General features: G+C 71.9%; 16 protein-coding genes. 10 read left to right on the forward strand and 6 right to left on the reverse strand.

Annotation, left to right across the window (positions count from 1 at the left end; genetic code table 11):
* Positions 1-198 precede the first annotated feature (198 nt).
* Positions 199-1,410, forward strand: coding sequence for a threonine ammonia-lyase (gene ilvA, locus CK500_RS00755; RefSeq protein WP_095635348.1), 1,212 nt, complete (start codon positions 199-201; stop codon positions 1,408-1,410).
* Positions 1,411-1,890: 480 nt separating this feature from the next.
* On the opposite strand, the gene CK500_RS16695 is transcribed toward ilvA, so the two are convergent.
* The 3 genes from CK500_RS16695 to CK500_RS00765 all read right to left on the reverse strand — a co-directional run bounded on the left by CK500_RS16695 (position 1,891) and on the right by CK500_RS00765 (position 3,962).
* Positions 1,891-2,028, reverse strand: a complete 138-nt coding sequence (locus CK500_RS16695) for a DUF7560 family zinc ribbon protein (protein WP_144049497.1) — start codon at positions 2,026-2,028, stop codon at positions 1,891-1,893.
* Positions 2,029-2,118: 90 nt separating this feature from the next.
* Positions 2,119-2,874: an ABC transporter permease gene (locus tag CK500_RS00760; RefSeq protein ID WP_095635349.1), complete on the reverse strand. Its 756-nt coding sequence runs from the start codon at positions 2,872-2,874 to the stop codon at positions 2,119-2,121.
* Positions 2,871-3,962, reverse strand: a complete 1,092-nt coding sequence (locus CK500_RS00765; protein ID WP_095635350.1) for an ABC transporter ATP-binding protein — start codon at positions 3,960-3,962, stop codon at positions 2,871-2,873. Before CK500_RS00765 ends, CK500_RS00760 begins: the two co-directional genes overlap by 4 nt.
* A 162-nt stretch (positions 3,963-4,124) precedes the next feature.
* On the opposite strand from CK500_RS00765, the gene folP reads away from it, so the two are divergent.
* From folP to CK500_RS00785, 4 genes are all read left to right on the forward strand, one after another.
* The gene (folP, locus tag CK500_RS00770) at positions 4,125-6,851 is read left to right on the forward strand and encodes a dihydropteroate synthase (RefSeq protein ID WP_095635351.1); all 2,727 of its coding nucleotides are present in this window, start codon (positions 4,125-4,127) and stop codon (positions 6,849-6,851) included.
* A 36-nt stretch (positions 6,852-6,887) separates the two neighbouring features.
* Positions 6,888-8,324 (forward strand): DHH family phosphoesterase, encoded by a 1,437-nt coding sequence (locus tag CK500_RS00775; RefSeq protein WP_095635352.1) that lies wholly within the window; start codon positions 6,888-6,890, stop codon positions 8,322-8,324.
* Between the two features lie 68 nt (positions 8,325-8,392).
* The gene (locus CK500_RS00780) at positions 8,393-9,121 is read left to right on the forward strand and encodes a class I SAM-dependent methyltransferase (protein ID WP_095635353.1); all 729 of its coding nucleotides are present in this window, start codon (positions 8,393-8,395) and stop codon (positions 9,119-9,121) included.
* A 146-nt stretch (positions 9,122-9,267) separates the two neighbouring features.
* Complete coding sequence (locus CK500_RS00785; RefSeq protein ID WP_095635354.1) at positions 9,268-10,338, forward strand: NAD(P)/FAD-dependent oxidoreductase; 1,071 nt, start codon at positions 9,268-9,270, stop codon at positions 10,336-10,338.
* Between the two features lie 367 nt (positions 10,339-10,705).
* Here the strand turns inward: CK500_RS00785 and CK500_RS00790 are convergent, their stop codons facing one another.
* From CK500_RS00790 to CK500_RS00795, 3 genes are all read right to left on the reverse strand, one after another.
* On the reverse strand, positions 10,706-11,173 hold the full coding sequence (locus CK500_RS00790; protein ID WP_095635355.1) for a pyridoxamine 5'-phosphate oxidase family protein: 468 nt from the start codon (positions 11,171-11,173) through the stop codon (positions 10,706-10,708).
* 143 nt (positions 11,174-11,316) lie between these two features.
* Complete coding sequence (locus tag CK500_RS17265; RefSeq protein ID WP_198951475.1) at positions 11,317-11,469, reverse strand: DUF7560 family zinc ribbon protein; 153 nt, start codon at positions 11,467-11,469, stop codon at positions 11,317-11,319.
* A gap of 121 nt (positions 11,470-11,590) precedes the next feature.
* Positions 11,591-12,226, reverse strand: a complete 636-nt coding sequence (locus CK500_RS00795) for a helix-turn-helix domain-containing protein (protein WP_095635356.1) — start codon at positions 12,224-12,226, stop codon at positions 11,591-11,593.
* 130 nt (positions 12,227-12,356) lie between these two features.
* Here CK500_RS00795 and CK500_RS00800 point away from each other — a divergent pair, with 130 nt between their 5' ends.
* From CK500_RS00800 to CK500_RS00820, 5 genes are all read left to right on the forward strand, one after another.
* Positions 12,357-12,746, forward strand: coding sequence for a winged helix-turn-helix domain-containing protein (locus CK500_RS00800; protein WP_095635357.1), 390 nt, complete (start codon positions 12,357-12,359; stop codon positions 12,744-12,746).
* 122 nt (positions 12,747-12,868) lie between these two features.
* Complete coding sequence (locus CK500_RS00805; protein ID WP_095635358.1) at positions 12,869-14,674, forward strand: PAS domain S-box protein; 1,806 nt, start codon at positions 12,869-12,871, stop codon at positions 14,672-14,674.
* Positions 14,675-14,882: 208 nt separating this feature from the next.
* A complete protein-coding gene (locus tag CK500_RS00810; protein WP_095635359.1) occupies positions 14,883-17,045 on the forward strand; it encodes an acetate--CoA ligase family protein in 2,163 nt (720 codons plus the stop codon).
* Positions 17,038-18,099, forward strand: coding sequence for a phosphotransacetylase family protein (locus CK500_RS00815; RefSeq protein ID WP_095635360.1), 1,062 nt, complete (start codon positions 17,038-17,040; stop codon positions 18,097-18,099). The genes CK500_RS00810 and CK500_RS00815 overlap by 8 nt, the downstream gene beginning before the upstream one ends.
* A 112-nt stretch (positions 18,100-18,211) precedes the next feature.
* Positions 18,212-19,252 carry a DUF7139 domain-containing protein gene (locus CK500_RS00820; protein WP_095635361.1) on the forward strand — a complete coding sequence of 347 codons (1,041 nt, stop codon included), beginning with the start codon at positions 18,212-18,214 and terminating at the stop codon, positions 19,250-19,252.
* The last annotated feature ends 8 nt before the right edge of the window (positions 19,253-19,260 follow it).

A 19,260-nucleotide genomic window follows, 5' to 3' on the forward strand; every position in this document is an offset into this window, starting at 1 on the left:
TGTGTTCGCGCCGTCTCGTTTCACTCGCACGTCACACGCGTGCATTCCCCCTTTCACAGACGGCGAGCCTTCGGCTCGGTCACGGACGGCGAGCTCGCGGCTCGCTCTCGACGCGGTCTCGACTCGCCCGTTCGCGCGTTCGTCGGCGAGAGGGAACGGACCGGAACCGATTAGCGCCCGGCGCGGCGATGTCCGCACATGATCAGCCTCTCCGACGTTCGCGAGGCGCGCGAGCGCGTCGGCGACGCCGCCCGACACACGCCCTTGGAGCGGTCGCGGAGCTTCTCCGAGATGAGCGGCGCGGACCTCCACCTCAAGCTGGAGAACTTCCAGCGCACCGGGGCGTTCAAGATCCGCGGGGCGATGAACCGGATCGCCACGCTCTCCGAGGCCGAGCGCGAGGCCGGCGTGGTCACGGCGAGCGCGGGCAACCACGCGCAGGGCGTCGCCCTAGCTGCCGACCGCGCCGGCGTCGACGCCACCGTCGTGATGCCGAAGTTCGCGCCCGTCTCGAAGGTGAAGGCCACCCGCGGGTACGGCGCCAGCGTCCGGCTGGAGGGCGTCGACTACGACGAGGCGCAGGCGTACGCCCACGAGCTGGAACGCGAGGAGGGCCGGACCTACGTCCACGCGTTCGACGACCCCGTGGTGATGGCCGGACAGGGGACGCTCGGCTTGGAGATCGTCGAGGACTGCCCCGACCTGGACACGGTCGTCGTCCCGATCGGCGGCGGCGGGCTCATCTCGGGCGTCGCGGTCGCGATCAAAGAACAGCTCCCGGACGTGCGCGTCGTCGGGGTGCAGGCCGAGGGCGCGGCCTCCGCCGGTGAGTCCCTCAAAAAGGGCGAGGTCCACGAGATCGACAGCGTCGACACGATCGCCGACGGGATCGCCACCCGGTCGATCGGCGAGCAGACCCTCGAGGTGATGCGCGAGTACGTCGACGAGGTCGTCACGGTCGACGACCGCGAGATCGCCTTGGCGCTCACGCTCCTGTTGGAGCGCTCGAAGACCCTCGTCGAGGGGGCCGGCGCGGTCGCGCTCGCGGCCGTCCTCTCGGAGGCGTTCGAGTACGACGAGGGCGAGACGATCGTCGCCGCACTCTGCGGCGGCAACATCGACCTCAACCGCCTCGGCACCGTGATCCGCCGGGGACTGGTCCAGATGGGCCGGTACCTCAAGATCACGATCGACCTGAAGGACCGCCCCGGCGAGCTGGAGCGCGTCTCCAGCATCGTGGCCCGCACCGGCGCGAACGTGTACGCGGTCCACCACGACCGCACCTCGCGGGACGTGGCCGTCAACGCCGCGGAGCTCGAACTGGAGCTGGAGACCGACGACGCCGAACACGCCGCCGACATCGTCGACGCCCTCGAAGCCGAGGGGTACGAGGTCGAGATACTCTCGTGAGCGCCGTTCTTTATAAATAGGGCGCGGTGGCGCGTGCCGCCGAGCGCCCGAAGGGCGCGAGGTGCACGCGCGAGGGAGCCCGCGGCCGCCAGCGGCGGCCGCGGCGAGGCTGGGGAGGTGTGAGGCTGTGCGGTGCGGGGTGGGACTCAAAGGGGCAGCCGCGAGGACGCCACAGGGGACGCAAGCACCGCAGGGAGCGAACGAAGTGAGCGACCGAGGCGCGCAGCGAGCGTGTGGCGTCCTCGCGGCTGGGGCTTTGGACGTCTTCTCCGCGCCGATCAGCGATTTATAAGCAATCGCATCGTCGTACAGCCGAGCGGCTGGGGCTTTGGAGGTCTTCTCCGCGCCGATCAGCGATTTATAAGCAATCGCATCGTCGTACAGCCGAGCGGCTGGGGCTTTGGAGGTCTTCACTACGGAGTCGTCGATCGTTTATAAACAACCGAACGCAAACGCATCCATCCTCCGAATATAAAGCCGCTACTCCTCGCCGAAGTCGTCCTCGCTGGCCGGGGTCGTACAGACCGGGCAGCCGGTGTCGAGGATCGTCTCCCGCATCTCCTCGTTGACCTCGATGGTCTGCGTGCAGTCCGAACAGGTGAATTGAACCGTGGGCACGCTTGCTCTCGTTGTCGGAGACGGCGGCGGGCGATATAAATGACCGGCTTCCGTTTCGGGACCCGGGAATCCGCGTCGAGAGCGGCCGCCTCAGTCCGTCCGCGGGACCGCGTACGCCCCCAGCGCGAGGAACGCGACGGCGAGCGCCGAGAGCACCGCCAGGTCGCCGAGCCACGGCCCCGGCTCGTGGACGATCGCCCGCGTCCCGCGGGCGAAGTACGTCAGCGGCGAGGCCGCGACCGCCGGGAGGAACCACTCCGGCAGCAGGGCCGGCGAGACGAACGTCTCGGAGAGGAACAGCAGGGGGAGCGCGACCGTGTTGCTCGCGGCGATCACGCCGTCCTGCGAGTCCGCGAGCGCGCCGAGCAGCGCGCCGAGCCCGCAGAACAGCGCGACGGCGACGGCGACGAAGACGGGCAGCGCCGCCAAGGCGGGCGAGACGACCGGCTCCGCGTCGGTCACGACCAGGACGAGCGCGAGGATGAGCAGGCTCGCCGCGCCGATGATCGCGACGTTGACCAGCGTATGCGCGAGCAGCCACTCGGCCCGCGAGAGCGGCGTCGTCGCCAGCTTCTCGAACCGGCCGCCGTCGCGGTGGCGGGCGATCTCGGAGCCGACCCGCGACAGCGGCGTGAAGAGGACGACGACCGCGAGGTAGCCGGGGATGTAGTAGCCGGCGGGCTCCGCGAACAGCCCGCCCCCGGTCGGCTGGGTCTGGACCAGCGCACCGAAGATCATCACGAGGATGACGGGGAAAAAGAAGGTGAAGAACACCGCCGTCCGCCGCCGGAGGAACGACCGGGACGCCGCGCTCGCCTCCGTCGCGATCCGGGCGAGCCGGCTCATCGGTCGCCCCCGTCGGCCGCGGTCTCGTCGAGGGGCCCCTCGCCGGGCGCCTCCGGTCGCGGCGAGTACTCCTCGCCCGTGAGCCGGAGGTACACGTCCTCCAGCGAGGGCTCGGACCACGCGAGCGACTCGAAGGCGACCCCGGCGGCCTCCAGCGCGTCGACGGCGTCGCCGATCCCCTCGGGCCGGACGCCCGCGATCCGGAGGCCGTTGCGAGTGGACTCAACCGCGGGGGCACCCCCACCTTCCCCCGCCGACGCTTCCCCGAGCGCCTCCCGGACGGCGTCGACCTCGGCCGCTGAAGCCGAGCCGTCGAGCGCGACCGCCAGCCGCGGCTCGCCCCCGTGTTCTTCGACCAGCTCGGCGGGGGCGCCGACGGCGACGACCGCGCCGTCCCGGAGGAGCGCGACGCGGTCGGCCAGCCGCTCGATCTCGTCCATCGCGTGGCTCGTGAGGAAGACCGTCGTGCCGCCGTCGGCGAGCCGCTCGATCAGGCGGTGGATCGAGCGCCGGCCCGCCGGGTCGATCCCCGTGGTCGGCTCGTCGAGGAAGAGCAGGTCGGGGTCGTTGACGACCGCGGTGGCGACGCAGGTCCGGCGCTGCTGGCCGCCCGAGAGCGTCTCGTACCACGCGTCGGCGTCGTCGGCCATCCCCACGTCACGGAGGACGGCGTCGGTGTCGCGGGCCGCGTCGTAGAGCCCGCCGTAGTAGTCGACCAGCTCGGCCGCCGTGAGCCGCTCCGGGGGGCCGAACGACTGCGGGAGCAGCCCGATCCGCTGCGGGTCGACCTCGCGCGGCGGGACGCCGAACACGCGCAGGTCGCCCTCGGCCTCGGTCGTCCCCGTCAGCGCGCGGACGAGCGTCGTCTTCCCCGCGCCGTTGGGACCGATGAGGCCGAACACCTCGCCGGGCTCGACCCGGAGGTCGACGCCGTCGAGCGCGACGACCTCGCCGTACGACTTGCGGACGCCCTCTCCGACGACGACCGGGCCGGAGTCGGCGGCAGTGGCGTCGGAGGCGTCGGTGGCGTCGCGGTCCGGTTCCCCGTCCTCGGCCGCGGACGCCGACGCGGCCGCAGTCTCGTTCATGCAAACGGGTCGGTGTGCCGCGCGCGTAAGGGTTGCTCTTCCGGGCGGACGAGGGGCCGGGCAGACGGGGGACCGGGACGGGCCGTCGAGGGAAGCCACGGCGCAGGGCCGCGATCGTCCCGGTCCGTTACGCCTAAGCGACGGCGAGCCGACCCACGGCGTATGCACTACCACGAGGCGGCGGCGTTCCTCTTCGACCTCCGCCGCTTCTCGGTGAAGCCGGGGACCGAACGGATCGCGGCCCTCCTCGATCACCTCGGGAACCCGGAGGAGGACGTGTCGTTCGTGCAGGTCGCGGGCTCGAACGGGAAGGGGAGCACCGCGCGCATGACCGAGTCGATCCTGCGCGAGGCCGGGCTCTCCGTCGGCCTCTACACCTCCCCGCACCTCTCCGCGCTCTCCGAGCGGATCCGCGTCGACGGACTGGAGATGACCGACGAGGCGATCGCCGACTTCGTCGCCGAGGTGAAGCCGTGGCTCGTCGAGCGCGCCGCGGCCGGCGAGCCCCTCACCTTCTTCGAGGTCGTGACGGCGATGGCGGTCCACGATTTCGCGCGCCGCGAGGTCGACGTGGCCGTCCTGGAGGTCGGGCTCGGCGGCGAGTACGACGCCACCAGCGCGGTCGACCCCGTCACGACCGCGGTCACGAACGTCTCGCTCGAACACACCGCGGTCCTCGGCGACACGATCGAAGAGATCGCCCGCACCAAAGCGCGGATCGCCGAGCCGGACGCGCCGCTCGTCACCGCCTGCGAGGGCGAGGCCCTCTCGGTCGTCCGCGAGGTCGCCCGCGAGGCGGGCGCGCCGGTCGCGACCGTGGCGAGGGCGGGCGAGGACGCGGACGGGAATGCGGAGGGGGGCGACGGGGCCGACCCAACCCTCTCCGTCGCCTACGAGGGACGCGTGAGCCCGACCGACGCCGAGGTGACGCTGTCCGGCGAGGTCGACGGGACCTACCGGATCCCGCTGGTCGGCGACCACCAAGCGACGAACGCGGGGATCGCGGTCGCGCTCGCCCGGCGCACCGCGGGGGCCCTCGGTGACGGGGACGGCGGCTCCGCCCCCGACCTCCCCGACGCCGCGGTCCGCGACGGCCTCGCGCGGGCGACGTGGCCCGGGCGGTTCGAGGTGGTCAACACCGCCCCGCTGACGGTGCTCGACGGCGCGCACAACCCGGCGGCCTGCCGGACCCTCGCCGGCACCCTCGCCGAGTACGACTACGACGACCTCCACCTCGTGTACGGCGCCATGCACGACAAGGACCACGCGAGCGCCGCGAGCGCGCTCCCCGACGCCGCCTCGGCGGTCACCTGTCGCCCGGACCTCGACCGCGCGGAGGACCCCGAGGTGTTGGCGGCCGCGCTCCGAAGCGCCGGCGTCGACGACGTGACCGCCGGCGACGACGTGGCCGCCGCCCTCGACGCCGCGGTCGAGCGCGCCGCCCCCGGCGACTGCGTGCTGCTCGTCGGCTCGCTGTTCGCGGTCGCCGAGGCCCGCGCGGCGCGCATGCGGACCGTGACGCCGCGATCGGTCGGCGGCGGGAACGACCCGGCCGCGAACGCGGTCCGCGCGCTCGACGCCGGCGGGGTCCCGCCCGAGACCGGAGCCGACTCGGCCGCGGACCGCACCGAGGGGATCGACCACCGCGTCCTCTCGCTCCGGCTCCGCGGCGACCGCGCGGAGCGGATCGCGGCCGCGCTCCGCGCGGTCGGGGGCGAGGCCGCGATCGGCGGGCTCGGCGGGGGCGAGGGGCGCGTCCCCGGCGGCGAGCGCGTCCCGGTCACGCTCGCGGGGACGGTCGCGGAGTACCGCGAGCTGCTCGGCCGGCTCCGCGAGCGCGAGGGGTTCGCGGGGATCGCCGACGACATCGCCGACCGGGTCGGGATCGACGGGGGTGACTCGGGGTCCGGGAGCGGTTCCGGCACCGCCGGATCCGCCCCCGACGACTACCCCTGGACCGACGGCACCGCGGTCATGGGCGTGCTCAACGTCACGCCGGACTCCTTCCACGACGGCGGGCGACACGCCGCCCTCGACGACGCGGTCGCGGGCGTCGAGCGGATGGTCGAGGCCGGGGTCGATATCGTCGACGTGGGCGGCGAGTCGACCCGGCCGGGCGCCGAACCGGTGCCGGTCGACGAGGAGATCGACCGAGTGGTCCCGACGCTCGAAGCGATTCAGTCGGTGTCCGCGGTCGCCGACGGCGACGTGCTGGTCTCGGTCGACACGCGGAAGCCGGCGGTCGCGGCGGCGGCGCTGGCGGCGGGCGCCGATATCATCAATGACGTGACCGGGCTGGCCGACCCGGAGATGCGCGAGGTCGTCGCCGACGCCGGCTGCCCGGTCGTGGTGATGCACAGCCTCGAGGCCCCCGTCGACCCGACGAACGACCCCGAGTACGACGACGCCGTCGACGACGTGATCGCGGCGCTCCGCGAGCGGCTCGCGCTGGCCGAGACCGCCGGGATCGACCGCGAGAAGGTGATCGTCGACCCGGGGATCGGCTTCGGCAAGTCGGCCGCCGAGGCGTTCGAGCTGATCGACCGCGCCGGCGAGTTCGACGCGCTCGACTGCCCGGTGCTGATCGGGCACTCCCACAAGTCGATGTACGGGGCGGTCGACCGGGGCCCGGACGACCGCGAGCACGCCACCGTCGCCGCGACCGCGCTCGCCGCCGACCGCGGCGCCGACATCGTGCGCGTCCACGACGTCGCCGAGAACCGCGCCGCGGTCGACGTCGCCGCCGCGGTGAACGGCTCCCTGCGCGGGGGAGATGGCGGCGGCGAGGCCGGCGAGGGGGGCGGCGACGATGGCGGCGGCGAGGCCGGCGACGAGAGCGACGACCGCGGCCCCGAGGTGGGCGCCGAGGCGGACGACCCCGACGAATGACGGCAGCGTTTTGCGTCGCGACCCCCTCGCGCCGGTATGGCCCGACGCCTGCTGCTCGGCTGTAGCGCGGTCGGGAACACGCTCGTCGAGCGCACCCGCGAGTCGCGCGGCGAGCTCGTGGCGATCACCGACGACACCGGGTGGGCCTCGACCCTGCGCGACCGCAACGTCGCCACCGTGGAGGCCGACCCGACCGACCCCGGGACGTACCCCGACAGCGCCGCGGTCGTGCTGGTCGCGAGCGACGACCCGGCGCGGAACGTCGCCGCCGCGGAGGCCGCGCGGCGCAGCTACCCGGACGCGATGATCGTCGCGCACGTCGGCACGAACCCGACCGCGGCCCAGCAGGACGCGCTGGGGGCGGTCGCCGACCGCGTCGTCGACCCCGTCGAGGCCGTCGCCGCCCGTGTCCGCGAGGCGACCGGCGCCGACGCCGACGAGGAGCCGGTCCGGCTGTTTGGGGCGCTCCGTGACCTCGCCGGCCCCCTGCTCGTCGTCGCGCACGACAACCCCGACCCGGACGCCATCGCGAGCGCGCTCGGGCTGGCGCGGGTCGCCGAGGCGGTCGGCGTCCCCGCGGACGCCTGTTACGGCGGCGAGATCGCCCACCAGGAGAACCGCGCGATGGTGAACCTGCTGGACCTCTCGCTGCAGTCCTTCGACGGGATCGACCTCGACGACTACGACGGGGTCGCGCTCGTCGACCACTCCCGCGCCGGGATCAACGACAGCCTCCCCGAGGGGCATCCGGTCGACGTCGTCATCGACCACCACCCGCCTCGCGGACCGGTGGCCGGGGAGTTCGTCGACATCCGGCCGGCGGTCGGCGCGACGAGCACGCTGATCGAGGAGTACCTCTCGCGGCTCGGGATCGAGCCGGACCGTGGGCTCGCGACCGCGCTCCTGTACGGGATCCGGATCGACACGAAGGACTTCACGCGGTCGACGTCGATCCCGGACTTCGAGGCGGCCGCGTCGCTGTCGCCCCACGCCGACGAGTCGACGCTCGAACGCGTCGAGAGCCCGAGCGTGAGCCCGGAGACGCTCCGGGTGCTCGCCCGCGCCATCGAGGAACGGGACGTGCGCGGCTCGACCGTCGCCTCCTGCGTCGGCGAGATCGGCGACCGCGACGCCCTCGCGCAGGCGGCCGAGCGCCTCCTCGATCTGGACGGGATCGCGGTGACGTTCGTCTTCGGCTACATGGACGGCGTGGTCTACGGCTCCGCGCGGGCCCGCGGCGCGGACCTCGACGTGGGCGAACTGCTCCGCGACGCCCTCGACCCGGTCGGCTCCGCCGGCGGGCACGCGACGATGGCCGGCGCGCAGGTCCCGCTCGGCATCCTCCAGGAGGTGTCGGACGAGGAGTCGCTCGAAGACGTGGTCGAGGAGTTCGTCGCCGGGCGGTTCTTCGAGGCGCTCGACGACGCCCCCTCGCCGCCGACGGGGACCGTGCCGGAGTTCCCGACCGACTGAGAGCCTCCCTCGCGGTCTCGCCTGACCGCCGCAACGCACACCTTTCCGGCCGCCGATCCACCGACCGCATGAGCGACGGACTGTACGACGAGCACCCGGAGCTGTACGACGCCGTCCAGTCCGACTGGGACTACGACCGCGACGTCGCATTCGTGACCGACCGGCTCGCGCGCCACGGGGCCGACGGCGACCGACTCCTCGAGGTCGGCTGCGGCACCGGCGAGCACGCACGCCGGTTCGCCGAGCGCGGGTTCGCGGTCACGGCGATCGACAAGCACGGGCCGATGCTCGACCGCGCCCGCGAGAAGTGCGAGCGCCGGTCTCCCGACGACCGGGACCTCGACGTCGACTTCCGCGAGGCGGCGCTTCCGGAGCCGGACCTCGGCGGGACCTACGACGCGATCGTCGCGATCCGCGGGGTGATCAACCACCTCCCGCCCGCGGCCCTCTCGCCGGCGCTCGACGCCCTCCGGGACCGCCTCGCCGACGGCGGGCTCCTCGTCTTCGACAACTCCCCGCTCCCGCCCGGGGGCAATCGCCCGGGACTCGACACCGGCACCGTCGGCGGCGAGCGGTACGCCCGCGTCAGCCGACACGTCCCGGTCGAGGGCGGACGGCTCGACTGGCGCTCGGTGACGTTCGCGCCCGGCGGCGAGGTGTTCACCGACCGGCGTCGGATGACCCCGTTCGCGGACGACGAGATCGCCGCCGCGCTCGACCGCGCCGGGTTCGCGGTCCGCACCGCGGACGGCTACGGGCCGGGGGACGACCGGACCGTGTTCGTCGCGCTCGGATGAGGCGGGCGGGTCGCCCCGGGAGTCGTCGGGTCGCCTCAGGCGCCGTCGGGTCGCCGAGACGGCCGGCGCCTCCGGACCGTTCCGGTCTGCCGCGGCGCGCGCCCGAGGGCGCAACCTACATACTTCGCGGCGGCGAAGCGGTATCCATGACCGACGACGCCGACGAACACCGCCGGCTGATCATCGCCGGCACCGGGATCGCCGGGCTCTCCGCGGGCATCTACGCCGCGCGGTCGAACAACGACCCCCTGCTCATCGAGGGCGACGAGCCGGGCGGGCAGCTCACGCTCACGACCGACGTGGAGAACTACCCCGGCTTCCCCGAGGGGATCTCCGGCCCGCAGCTGATCAACGACATGAAAGAGCAGGCGACGAAGTTCGGCGCCGAGACCCGCAACGGGGTCATCGAGGACGTCACCAAGGAGCCCGCGGGCCACTTCCGCGTGGAGCTCTCTAACGGCGACGCCTACACCGCCGACGCCTTCATCGCCGCCTCCGGCGCCAGCGCCCGCACGCTCGGCGTTCCGGGTGAAGACGAGCTGATGGGGTACGGGCTCTCGACGTGTGCGACCTGCGACGGCGCGTTCTTCCGCGGCGAGGACATGCTCGTCGTCGGCGGCGGCGACGCCGCGATGGAGGAGGCGAACTTCCTGACGAAGTTCGCCGACACCGTCTACATCGCCCACCGCCGCGAGGAGTTCCGCGCGGAGGACGTGTGGATCGACCGCACGATGGAGAAGGTCGAGGACGGCGAGATCGAGCTCCTCCTCAACACCGAGCTCACCGAGATCCACGGCACGCCCGAGGACGGCGTCGACCACGTCACCCTCGTCGAGCACCCGGACGGGCACCCGAAGGAGAAGCTGGAGGACCCGGCGACCGCCGACGAGGTCGACGAGTACGACTTCGACGTGGGCGCCGTCTTCTTCGCCATCGGCCACACCCCGAACACGGACTTCCTGGAGGGGACGGGGATCGAGACCGACGACGACGGCTACCTGATCACCGAGGGCGGCCGCGGCGGGAATCAGACCGCGACCGGCGTCGAGGGCCTCTTTGGCGCGGGCGACGTGGTCGACTACCACTACCAGCAGGCGGCCACCGCCAGCGGGATGGGCGTGAAGGCCGCGCTCGACGTCGACGAGTACCTCACCGAGCGCGAGCGCGCCGGCGATCTGTACGAGCCCGAGGCCGACGCCGCGGCCGCGGACGACTGAGCGACACCGGTAGCGACTCTTTATAAACGGATTCTGCGGTGGCGCGCGCCTCCGAGCGGCCGCCATCGGCGGCCGTGAGGAGCGCGTGCGAGGGACGCGGCGAACGCGAGCGGCGAAGCCGCGAGCCGTGAGCCGCGAGGCTGGGGAGGCGTGAGGCTTCGGTGCGGTACGGGTGGGACTCAAAGGGGCAGCCGCGAGGCGGGCGCAGGCGACGGAAGCACCGCAGGAACGAGCACAGCGAGTGACGAGGAGCGCAACAAGCGTGCGCCCGTCTCGCGGCTGGGGCTTTGGAGATCTTCACCGGAGGACGCCTCGGAACCGCTTATAAGTGACAGCGAGAAGGGCGAAGCCGCCGATCGATGTACTCCTACTCGTCGTCGCGGTCGACGACGACCGTGCGACCGGTGAGCCGCTCCGGTTCGAACCGGTACAGCTCGATGTCGAGGTCCGCCTTTCCTTCGGCCCAGATCTCGAAGAGGGGCCGTTGGGCCTCGCCGTACTGCGCGATCGTCTCGGGCGTGAGATCGGCGAGGTCGACCCGGTGGAGGGTGCCGACGCCGACGACGCTCGCGTACTCCTCGCGGTCCCCCTCGCCGCCCTCCTCGTACACCACGATCCGGGCCTGCGGGTCGGACGCGAGGAACTCGCGCTTCTCGCTGTCGGGCGTCGACACGAGCCGGAGGAAGGCGTTCCGCGACTCCTCATCGAACCCGTACGAGATCGGGATCGCGTACGGCGTCTCGTCTCGCGCGAGGGACAGCACTCCGGTCTCGTGCCGGGACAGGAGCGCGTCGACCTCGGCGTCGGACATCTCGACCTCGCTTCTCGTCGCCATACGCTATCTCTCTGGATACGAGGGGATAAAGGACACGAGACTGAGCGAGGCGGAGCCGACGGCTATCGGTGACAGCGGTCCGCAATGGCGAGGAGCCACGCGGGGGCCGAGGGACTCGAACGGTCCGCAGGGGACGACGGTCGCTACGCGGTCTGGGGGTCCGCGATGTCCCCCTCGCCGATGGGGGCGCCGCAGACGACACAGCCCGCCTCGAGCAGCGTCGCCCGCATCTCGTCGTCCACCTCGATCGATCGGCGACACTCCGGGCAGACGAAGGTGTGCGTCCGTGGGCTCATGCCCGGAAATACGACACGGATCCACATGAAGGATGATTCGAATTCCGAGGCCACAGGAATCCGACGGATCACGGGACTCGAAGGCGAGCGAACGCCGGACGGAGGACGGGCGGAGACCGATCTAATCGAGCAGCGCCGAGAGCAGCTTCCGCTGTGCGGCCGCCACGTGCTCCGAGAACGTCGACCGATCGATGTCGAGCGACGCCGCGACCTCGCCGGCGTTGGCCCCCTTTGGATGGTCGAAGTAGCCGGCGTCGTAGGCGACGGTGAGCACCTCACGCTGGCGCTCGGTCAGCTCGCTCCGGTCGACGGTGACCAGGTCCGATTCCTCGGGCGTCGACGACGACTGGAGCAGCCGCAACACCTGCATGTCGGAGCAGGATTCCCGGAACTCGTCGAGCACGGCACGGAGCGTCGGGAGATCGGTCGCGTGGAAGGTGACGAGCAGCCGGCCGTCCCGGATCGTCGTCTCCGAGGCGGGGACCCCGTGCCGGTCGAGCACCGCGAACGGTGACTCCTCGACGCACGGCGTCTCGAAGCGATAGGCGGCCTTGGCGCCGTAGTCGAACACGACGTCGACCCCCTCGGGGACGGGGAGGTCCGCGTCGGCGATGAACTCGAAGACGACCGACTCCGGGTCGCCGGTCGAGGCGCTGCGCGCGACGCTGTAGATCGGCGTCGACCCGTCGACGACGCCCTCGAACGGGGAGGGCGCCGCCGTCGGGAGCGAGACCTCCGCCCTGATTCCGGATCCCATCTGCGTCCGTTCGTGTCCGCCGGCCGGCAAAACGTTGACGCCGTCCGGGCGTCGCCGTTCGGGTCCGCTTATAAAACACCCCACATATGCAGGGCCGGTGTTGGGGTGGACGGAGCCGTTACCTACATCCATGAAGCGAAACGCGCTGCAGGCGACCGGACCGACGACCGCGACGGAAGGCGACGAAACGCTCGACGACACGTTCGACGCGCTCGCCGACCCCGACTGCCGGGCGATCCTCGGGGCGGCCGACACGGCGATGACGACGAGCGAGCTGGCCGAGGCGTGCGACATCGCACTCTCGACCGCGTACCGCAAGGTGGAACGGCTCAGCGAGACGCCCCTGCTGGTCGAGGGCGTCCGCTTCGACCCCGACGGCGACCACGCGGCGGAGTACACGCGGGGCGCGACCGACGCGACCATCGAGCTCGGCGAGGGCGGCGTCACGCTGACCGTCGACGACACCGAGACGGACGCGGTGAGCGCCGCGTTCGACACCACCGGCGTCTCGGCCGACTGATCGCTACTGACGTCTCGGCCGACTGATCGCTACTGGCGTCTCGACCGACCGCGGAAGCGAGATTTCCCTCGTGATAATCAGGCGATTAGCCTTATCAATCGCCTCGGAAAACGGGTACCCATATGGCCGAGTCTCCGGATCCCGCCGCCCTCCTGGATCTCGCCGGAGACAAGATCGCCGTTCTGGACGAGGACGGCGTCTATCGACACCTCAACGCGTCCGTCGCCGATCTGCTCGGGTTTCGGTCGGACGTGCTCGTCGGGACTGACGCCTTCTCGCGAGCGCATCCCGACGACGAAGAGCGGCTCCGCGAGACCTTCGCGCGGGTCGTCTCCGGAGAGCTGGGCGCCGTCGACTCGCTGGAGTACCGGTACCGAACCGCCGAGGGGGAGTGGGTGTGGCTCCGGTCGTCGGTGCACCCGCCCGCGGAGACGGGGATCGACGGCTACGTAGTGACCTCGCGGGACATCACGGTCGAGGTCGAGTCCCGCCGCCGGCTGGAGACGATCGCGTCGGTGTCGTCCGACGTGTTCTGGATGTTCTCCGCCGAGTGGGACGAGCTGCTGTTCGTCAACGACGCCGTCGAGGAGATCTTCGGCGTCTCCCGAGACGAACTCGGGCGGTGTCCCCAGAGCTTCCTCGACGCTGTCCACCCCGACGACCGCCCGTACGTCGAGCGGGCGATGAGACGGCTCTCGAACGGTGAGTCGACGCGGATCGACTACCGGCTGGGCTCCGCCGACGGGACCACGAAGTGGGTCCGCGTGCCCGGGAAGCCGGTGACGGAAAACGGCGAGGTCGTCGCGGTCACCGGGTTCGCGCGCGACGTCACCGACGAGTACCGCCGCGAGCGACAGCTCGCCGTGATGGACAACCTCATGCGGCACACGATCCGCAACGACATGAACATCGTCGACGGGACCGCGGAGCGCATCGCCGACATCGTCGCCGCGTCGGACGCGTTCGACGCGGAGGCGCGAGACGGGGAGGCGATTCCCGGAGGCGACGACGATCCGACCGATCCCGACGCCCTCGCCGAGCTCGGCGCGGACCTGCAGGAGCACGCGGAGACGATCCGGCGGGTCGCCTCCGACCTGCTGACGACCGCGGAGAAGCAGCGCGGCGTGATCGACCTGCTTCGACAGCGCGGCTCGCCCCGAGCGGTCGAGGTCGCGCCGATCGTCGAAGAGGCCCTCGGCATGGTCGTCGACGGCTACGACGAAGCGGTCGACCTCACCTATCGCGATCCGGTCGACGACGGGGACGCGGCGGGGAGCGAGTCCGGAAACGAGCCGGGGGACGCAACCGAGGACACGGACTGGATGACCGACGGGACGGCGGCGAGCGCGGAGGTGGGAGACGAGGAGGCGGCGAGCGCGGAGGTGGGAGACGACCACCCGCCGCGGCCGCGGGTGTCGGTCTCGTACCCGCCGAACGCGAGGGCGTTCACGCATCCGGAGCTCGACTACGCGATCGCGGAGCTGGTCGAGAACGCGCTCGAACACGCGGAGTCGACGCCGCGGGTCCGGATCGACGTGCGCGCGGCCGACGAGGCGATCGAGGTGTCGATCCGCGACAACTGCCCGCCGATCCCGGTCGAGGAGCGGTACGTCATCACCGACCGGTGGGAGATGGACGACCTCCGTCACACCGGCGGGATGGGCCTGTGGCTCGTGTACTGGGTCGCGAACCGGTCCGGCGGCGACCTGACCTTCGACACCCACGCCGACGGGAACGTCGTGACCCTCACGGTGCCGAACGCGGAGACCGGCGCGGCCGACGAAAGAGCTCCCGGGGCAAGCCCGTCGAAGCGGCGAGGGACCGCCGCCGCGGGACGGCCTGACACGGAGATGCGAACGGACGGATCCGCGCCCTCGGATACCGAGGACGGCGACCGGGAGCCCCGGGACTCCGACGGCGAGGACTGACCGGGTGGGTCGAGTCTCGGTCTGCGGCGCGAGGACCGAGCCGATCGACGGATCGGGAGCCGAAGCGACGGAACACTGGACCGAACGGGAGATCACCTCTCCGGACCTCGAACGAGCCGGCGTCGATGCGATCGGTCGTTCATTAATATTCAGGATATGAGAACGCTCCCGTCGATCTTAAACCGCCGGTGCGTATAGTCACGTACCGATGGGTACGCTCAACGATCTGTTCGACCCGGACCGGGTCGCCGTGGTCGGCGCGACCACCCGAGAGGGGGCCGTCGGTCGCGCCGTCACGTCGAATCTGCTCGACGACTTCGACGGCGACACCGTTCCCGTCAACCCGAACTACGACGAGGTGCTCGGGACGCCCTGCGTCGACGAGGTGGGCGACGCCGACGCCGACGTCGCCGTGATCGTCGTGCCGCCGTCGATCGTGTTGGACGCGATCGAGGCGTGCGGCGAGGCCGGCGTCCGGAACGTCGTCGTGATCACCGCCGGGTTCGGCGAGACGGGAGAGGACGGGGCCGCGAGGGAGCAGCGCCTCGCGGAGCTGGCCGACGAATACGACCTCGACCTCGTCGGCCCCAACAGCCTGGGGATCATGTCGACGCCCTCGGGAATGAACGCGACGTTCGGCCCGGAGAACGCGCTGCCGGGCGGGCTCTCCTTCATGAGCCAGTCCGGGGCGTTCGTCACCGCGGTCCTCGACTGGGCCAACGACAACGGGATCGGCTTCAAAGACGTGGTCTCGCTGGGCAACAAGGCGGTCTTAGACGAGACCGACTTCGTCGACCACTGGGGCGACGACGAGGAGACCGACGTGATCATCGGCTACCTCGAGGGGATCGAGGACGGCCGCGAGTTCATCGAGACCGCCCGCGAGGCGACCCAAGACACCCCGATCGTCGCCGTGAAGTCGGGCCGGACCAGCGCGGGCGCGCAGGCCGCCTCCTCGCACACCGGCACCCTCGCCGGCTCCGACAAGGCGTACGAGGCCGGCCTCGACCAGGCGGGCGTCATCCGCGCCGAGTCCGTCGACGAGCTGTTCGACTCGGCGGGCATCCTCGGGAGCCAGCCGCTCCCCGACACGGACAGCGTCGCGATCGTCACCAACGCCGGCGGCCCCGGCGTGATGGCGACCGACGCGGTCGGCGACGCCGACCTCGACATGGCCTCGTTCACCGGAGAGACGAGCGACGCCCTCGCCGAGTCGATGCCGGAGGAGGCGAACATCCACAACCCGGTCGACGTGATCGGCGACGCCGACGTGGAGCGCTTCCGCGAGGCGCTGGAGATCACCGTCGCCGACGACAACGTCGGCGCCGCCCTCGTGTTGGCCGCGCCGACCGCGACGATCGACTTCGACGAGCTCGCGGACGCGGTCCGCGAGGTGAGCGACGAGATGGACGCGCCCGTCGCCGCCTGCTTGATGGGCGGCGACCGGACCCGCGAGCCGAAACAGAAGCTCCAGGCGGAGGGGATCCCCTGCTACTTCGACCCCGCCCGCGGGATCGAGAGCCTCGCGACGCTCGCGGAGTACCGCGACATCAAGGCGCGCGAGTACGCCGACCCGATGTCGTTCGACGTGGACCGCGAGCGCGCCCGCGAGATCCTCGGGACGGTGCGCGACCGCGACGACAACCGCCTCGGCGTCGAGGCGATGGAGCTGCTCGACGCCTACGGCATCCCCACGCCTGCCGGCGAAATCGTCGACTCGCCGGAGCGCGCCCGCGAGGTCGCCGCCGACATCGACGGCGGCGTGGTGATGAAGATCGTCTCGCCCGACATCCTGCACAAGTCCGACATCGGCGGCGTCGCCGTCGGCGTCGAGGACGACGAGGTCGCCGACACCTACGAGGACCTGATCACCCGCGCGCGCAACTACCAGCCGGACGCGACCGTGCTCGGCGTGCAGGTCCAGGAGATGGTCGACCTCGACGACGGCGTCGAGACGATCGTCGGGATGAACCGCGACCCGCAGTTCGGTCCGCTGCTGATGTTCGGGCTCGGCGGGATCTTCGTGGAGGTGATGGAGGACACCACCTTCCGCGTCGCCCCCGTCTCCGAGCCGGAGGCCCGCGAGATGACCGAGGAGATCCAGTCGGCCCCGCTCCTCAGGGGGGCCCGCGGCCGCGACCCGGTCGACGTCGACGCCGTGGTCGAGACGATCGGCCGGCTCTCGCAGCTGGTCACCGACTTCCCGGCGATCTTGGAACTCGATATCAACCCGCTCGTCGCACTGCCCGACGGCGACGGCGACACGAACGCCGCCGCCGTCGACGTGAGACTCACCGTCGACCCGGAGGAGCTCGACTCGAACGACCCCGACGCGGCCGAACCTGACACGGAGGAACTCGACAATGTCTGACACCACCACCACACTCGTCACCGCGACCGGAGACAGCGCCGGAAAGACAGCGATCACCGTCGCCCTGGCGCGGCTCGCCGCCGACCGCGACCGCAGCGTCGGCTACATGAAACCGAAGGGGACGCGGCTCCAGTCGAACGTCGGCAAGACGCTCGATCAGGACCCCATGCTCGCCCGCGAGGTGCTCGACCTCGACGCCGAGATGCACCAGATGGAGCCCGTCGTCTACTCGCCGACGTTCGTCGAGGGCGCGATCCGCGGCACCGAGGACGCGGACGCGCTCCGCGACCGGATCCGCGAGGAGTACGAGGAGCTCGCCGCCGACCGCGACCACATGTTCGTCGAGGGCGGCGGTCGCTGGACCACCGGCGGCGTCGTCGACCTCACCGACGTTGACGTTGCGGAGCTCCTCGACGCGCGGGTCGTGCTGGTCGCCGGCTACGACTCGCCGAACGACCTCGACGAGGTGCTGGCGGCCGCCGACGCGTTCGGCGACCGGCTCGCCGGCGTCGTGTTCAACAAGGTCTCCGACGACGCGTTCGAGTCGCTCGACCAGGACGGGATCCCGTTCCTGGAGTCGAAGGGGATCACCGTGTTCGGCGCGCTCCCCCACGAGAAGGAGCTGGCCGGCGTCACCGTCGGCGAGCTCGCCGACGAGCTCGGCGCGGAGCTGCTCACCGACGCCCCCACCGACGGCTTCGTCGAGCGCTTCCTCGTGGGCGCGATGGGCGGCGACGAGGCGCTCCGGTACTTCCGGCGCGCCCGCGACGCCGCCGTCATCACCGGCGGCGACCGCGCCGACGTCCAGACCGCGGCGCTCGAGGCCTCCGGCGTCGCGTGCCTCGTGTTGACCGGCGGCCACCGCCCCTCGGGCGCCGTCTTGGGGAAGGCGGCCGACGCCGGCAAGCCCGTCCTCGCGGTGAACACCGACACGGTCACCGCGATCGACCGCGCGGAGGAGGTCGTCCGCGGCGGCCGCACCCGCGACGCGCGCACCGTCGACCGGATGGCGGAGCTGCTCGACGCGCACGTCGACGTGGACGCGCTGGTCTGAGTCGGAGCCGGCCGCCGAGCGAGGGAGATCCCCCAGCCCGATCCCCGTTCCGTCCCGCGCCGCGGGCGAACGTCTGACATACTGTTTTCAGGGAGGACGACGTAGGGCGCGTATGACCAGTCTCTCGGAGGCGTACGGCGGACGGGGGCGCTCCGAGGTCGACCCGCGCCGACTGTACCTGGGCGTGGGCTCGTTCGTCGCCGGAACGCTGCTCCTCGTCGCCGGACTCCTCGTAGCCGCGGAGGTCGTCCTCCCGAGCGGCTACAGCTCCGGCGAAGCGAGGCGTCTCGGCGGCGTACTCGGTGGCGTGGGCGTCCCCCTGGTGTTTCTCGGCGTGATGACCGTCCTCCCGGCGGACCGCAACACCCGCGTCGCCGCGGTCGTCGGGGCGGGCGTGATGTGTCTCGGCGTCGCGCTGTTCGCATACGCCTACCCGTACCACTGGGTCGGCGGCCCGCGTCCCGAGCTGACGGACCTGACGCTGCCGACCGCGGGGCTGTACTTCGCCGGCGCCGCGACGACGCTGTGGAGCGTGTTCGTCGGCGTCGCCAACTTCAAGACCCGGAACGACCCCGGCGGCACCGTCACGATGGAGGTGACCCACAAGGGGGAGACGAAGGTGATCGAGGTCGACCGCGCCGAGCTCAACCGCGGCGGCGGCGTCGGCCTGCTCGGGGGCACGCCGGACGGCGACGTGGAGACGCAGACGAACCGGCGCGGCGGGAGCGGCTCCGGTGCCGGTTCCGGCTCGCGATCCGGGTCGGTCCCGTCCGAGTCGACCGGTCCGACCGGATCGTCTCCCCCGTCCGGATCCGCCGGAGCGTCCGGGTCGACCGGATCGTCCGGCGGATCGCGATCGAGCGGGAAGAGCCGGCCCGCCGGCGTGAGCGACGGCGGCGCGACCGCGAGCGACATCCGGTCCCCGCTCGACGGGGCGGGCGACGGGAGCGGTTCCGACGGCCCGTCCGGACCCGAGGGCCCGGTCACTCCCGGCGTCTCGCCCGCCGCGCGCGACGGCCCGGGCGACACCTACTGCGGGAACTGCGCGCAGTTCGACTACGTCCGCACGGAGCAGGGGATGCAGCCGTACTGCGGTCACTACGACGAGCTGATGGACGACATGGACGCCTGTGAGGAGTGGACGCCGCGGTGAGCCGGTCG

The sequence above is a fragment of the Halorubrum salipaludis genome (genome assembly GCF_002286985.1).
Lineage (GTDB): Archaea > Halobacteriota > Halobacteria > Halobacteriales > Haloferacaceae > Halorubrum > Halorubrum salipaludis.

What these genes read in the sequence shown, in the direction of transcription:
- CK500_RS00820 (WP_095635361.1), top strand. Translation starts at nt 18,212, where the DNA reads ATGACCAGTCTCTCGGAGGCGTACGGCGGACGGGGGCGCTCCGAGGTC.
- CK500_RS00760 (WP_095635349.1), bottom strand. Translation starts at nt 2,874, where the DNA reads ATGAGCCGGCTCGCCCGGATCGCGACGGAGGCGAGCGCGGCGTCCCGG.
- CK500_RS00785 (WP_095635354.1), top strand. Translation starts at nt 9,268, where the DNA reads ATGACCGACGACGCCGACGAACACCGCCGGCTGATCATCGCCGGCACC.
- CK500_RS00810 (WP_095635359.1), top strand. Translation starts at nt 14,883, where the DNA reads ATGGGTACGCTCAACGATCTGTTCGACCCGGACCGGGTCGCCGTGGTC.
- folP (WP_095635351.1), top strand. Translation starts at nt 4,125, where the DNA reads ATGCACTACCACGAGGCGGCGGCGTTCCTCTTCGACCTCCGCCGCTTC.
- CK500_RS17265 (WP_198951475.1), bottom strand. Translation starts at nt 11,469, where the DNA reads ATGAGCCCACGGACGCACACCTTCGTCTGCCCGGAGTGTCGCCGATCG.
- CK500_RS00805 (WP_095635358.1), top strand. Translation starts at nt 12,869, where the DNA reads ATGGCCGAGTCTCCGGATCCCGCCGCCCTCCTGGATCTCGCCGGAGAC.
- CK500_RS00795 (WP_095635356.1), bottom strand. Translation starts at nt 12,226, where the DNA reads ATGGGATCCGGAATCAGGGCGGAGGTCTCGCTCCCGACGGCGGCGCCC.
- CK500_RS00790 (WP_095635355.1), bottom strand. Translation starts at nt 11,173, where the DNA reads ATGGCGACGAGAAGCGAGGTCGAGATGTCCGACGCCGAGGTCGACGCG.
- ilvA (WP_095635348.1), top strand. Translation starts at nt 199, where the DNA reads ATGATCAGCCTCTCCGACGTTCGCGAGGCGCGCGAGCGCGTCGGCGAC.
- CK500_RS00815 (WP_095635360.1), top strand. Translation starts at nt 17,038, where the DNA reads ATGTCTGACACCACCACCACACTCGTCACCGCGACCGGAGACAGCGCC.
- CK500_RS00780 (WP_095635353.1), top strand. Translation starts at nt 8,393, where the DNA reads ATGAGCGACGGACTGTACGACGAGCACCCGGAGCTGTACGACGCCGTC.
- CK500_RS00765 (WP_095635350.1), bottom strand. Translation starts at nt 3,962, where the DNA reads ATGAACGAGACTGCGGCCGCGTCGGCGTCCGCGGCCGAGGACGGGGAA.
- CK500_RS00800 (WP_095635357.1), top strand. Translation starts at nt 12,357, where the DNA reads ATGAAGCGAAACGCGCTGCAGGCGACCGGACCGACGACCGCGACGGAA.
- CK500_RS00775 (WP_095635352.1), top strand. Translation starts at nt 6,888, where the DNA reads ATGGCCCGACGCCTGCTGCTCGGCTGTAGCGCGGTCGGGAACACGCTC.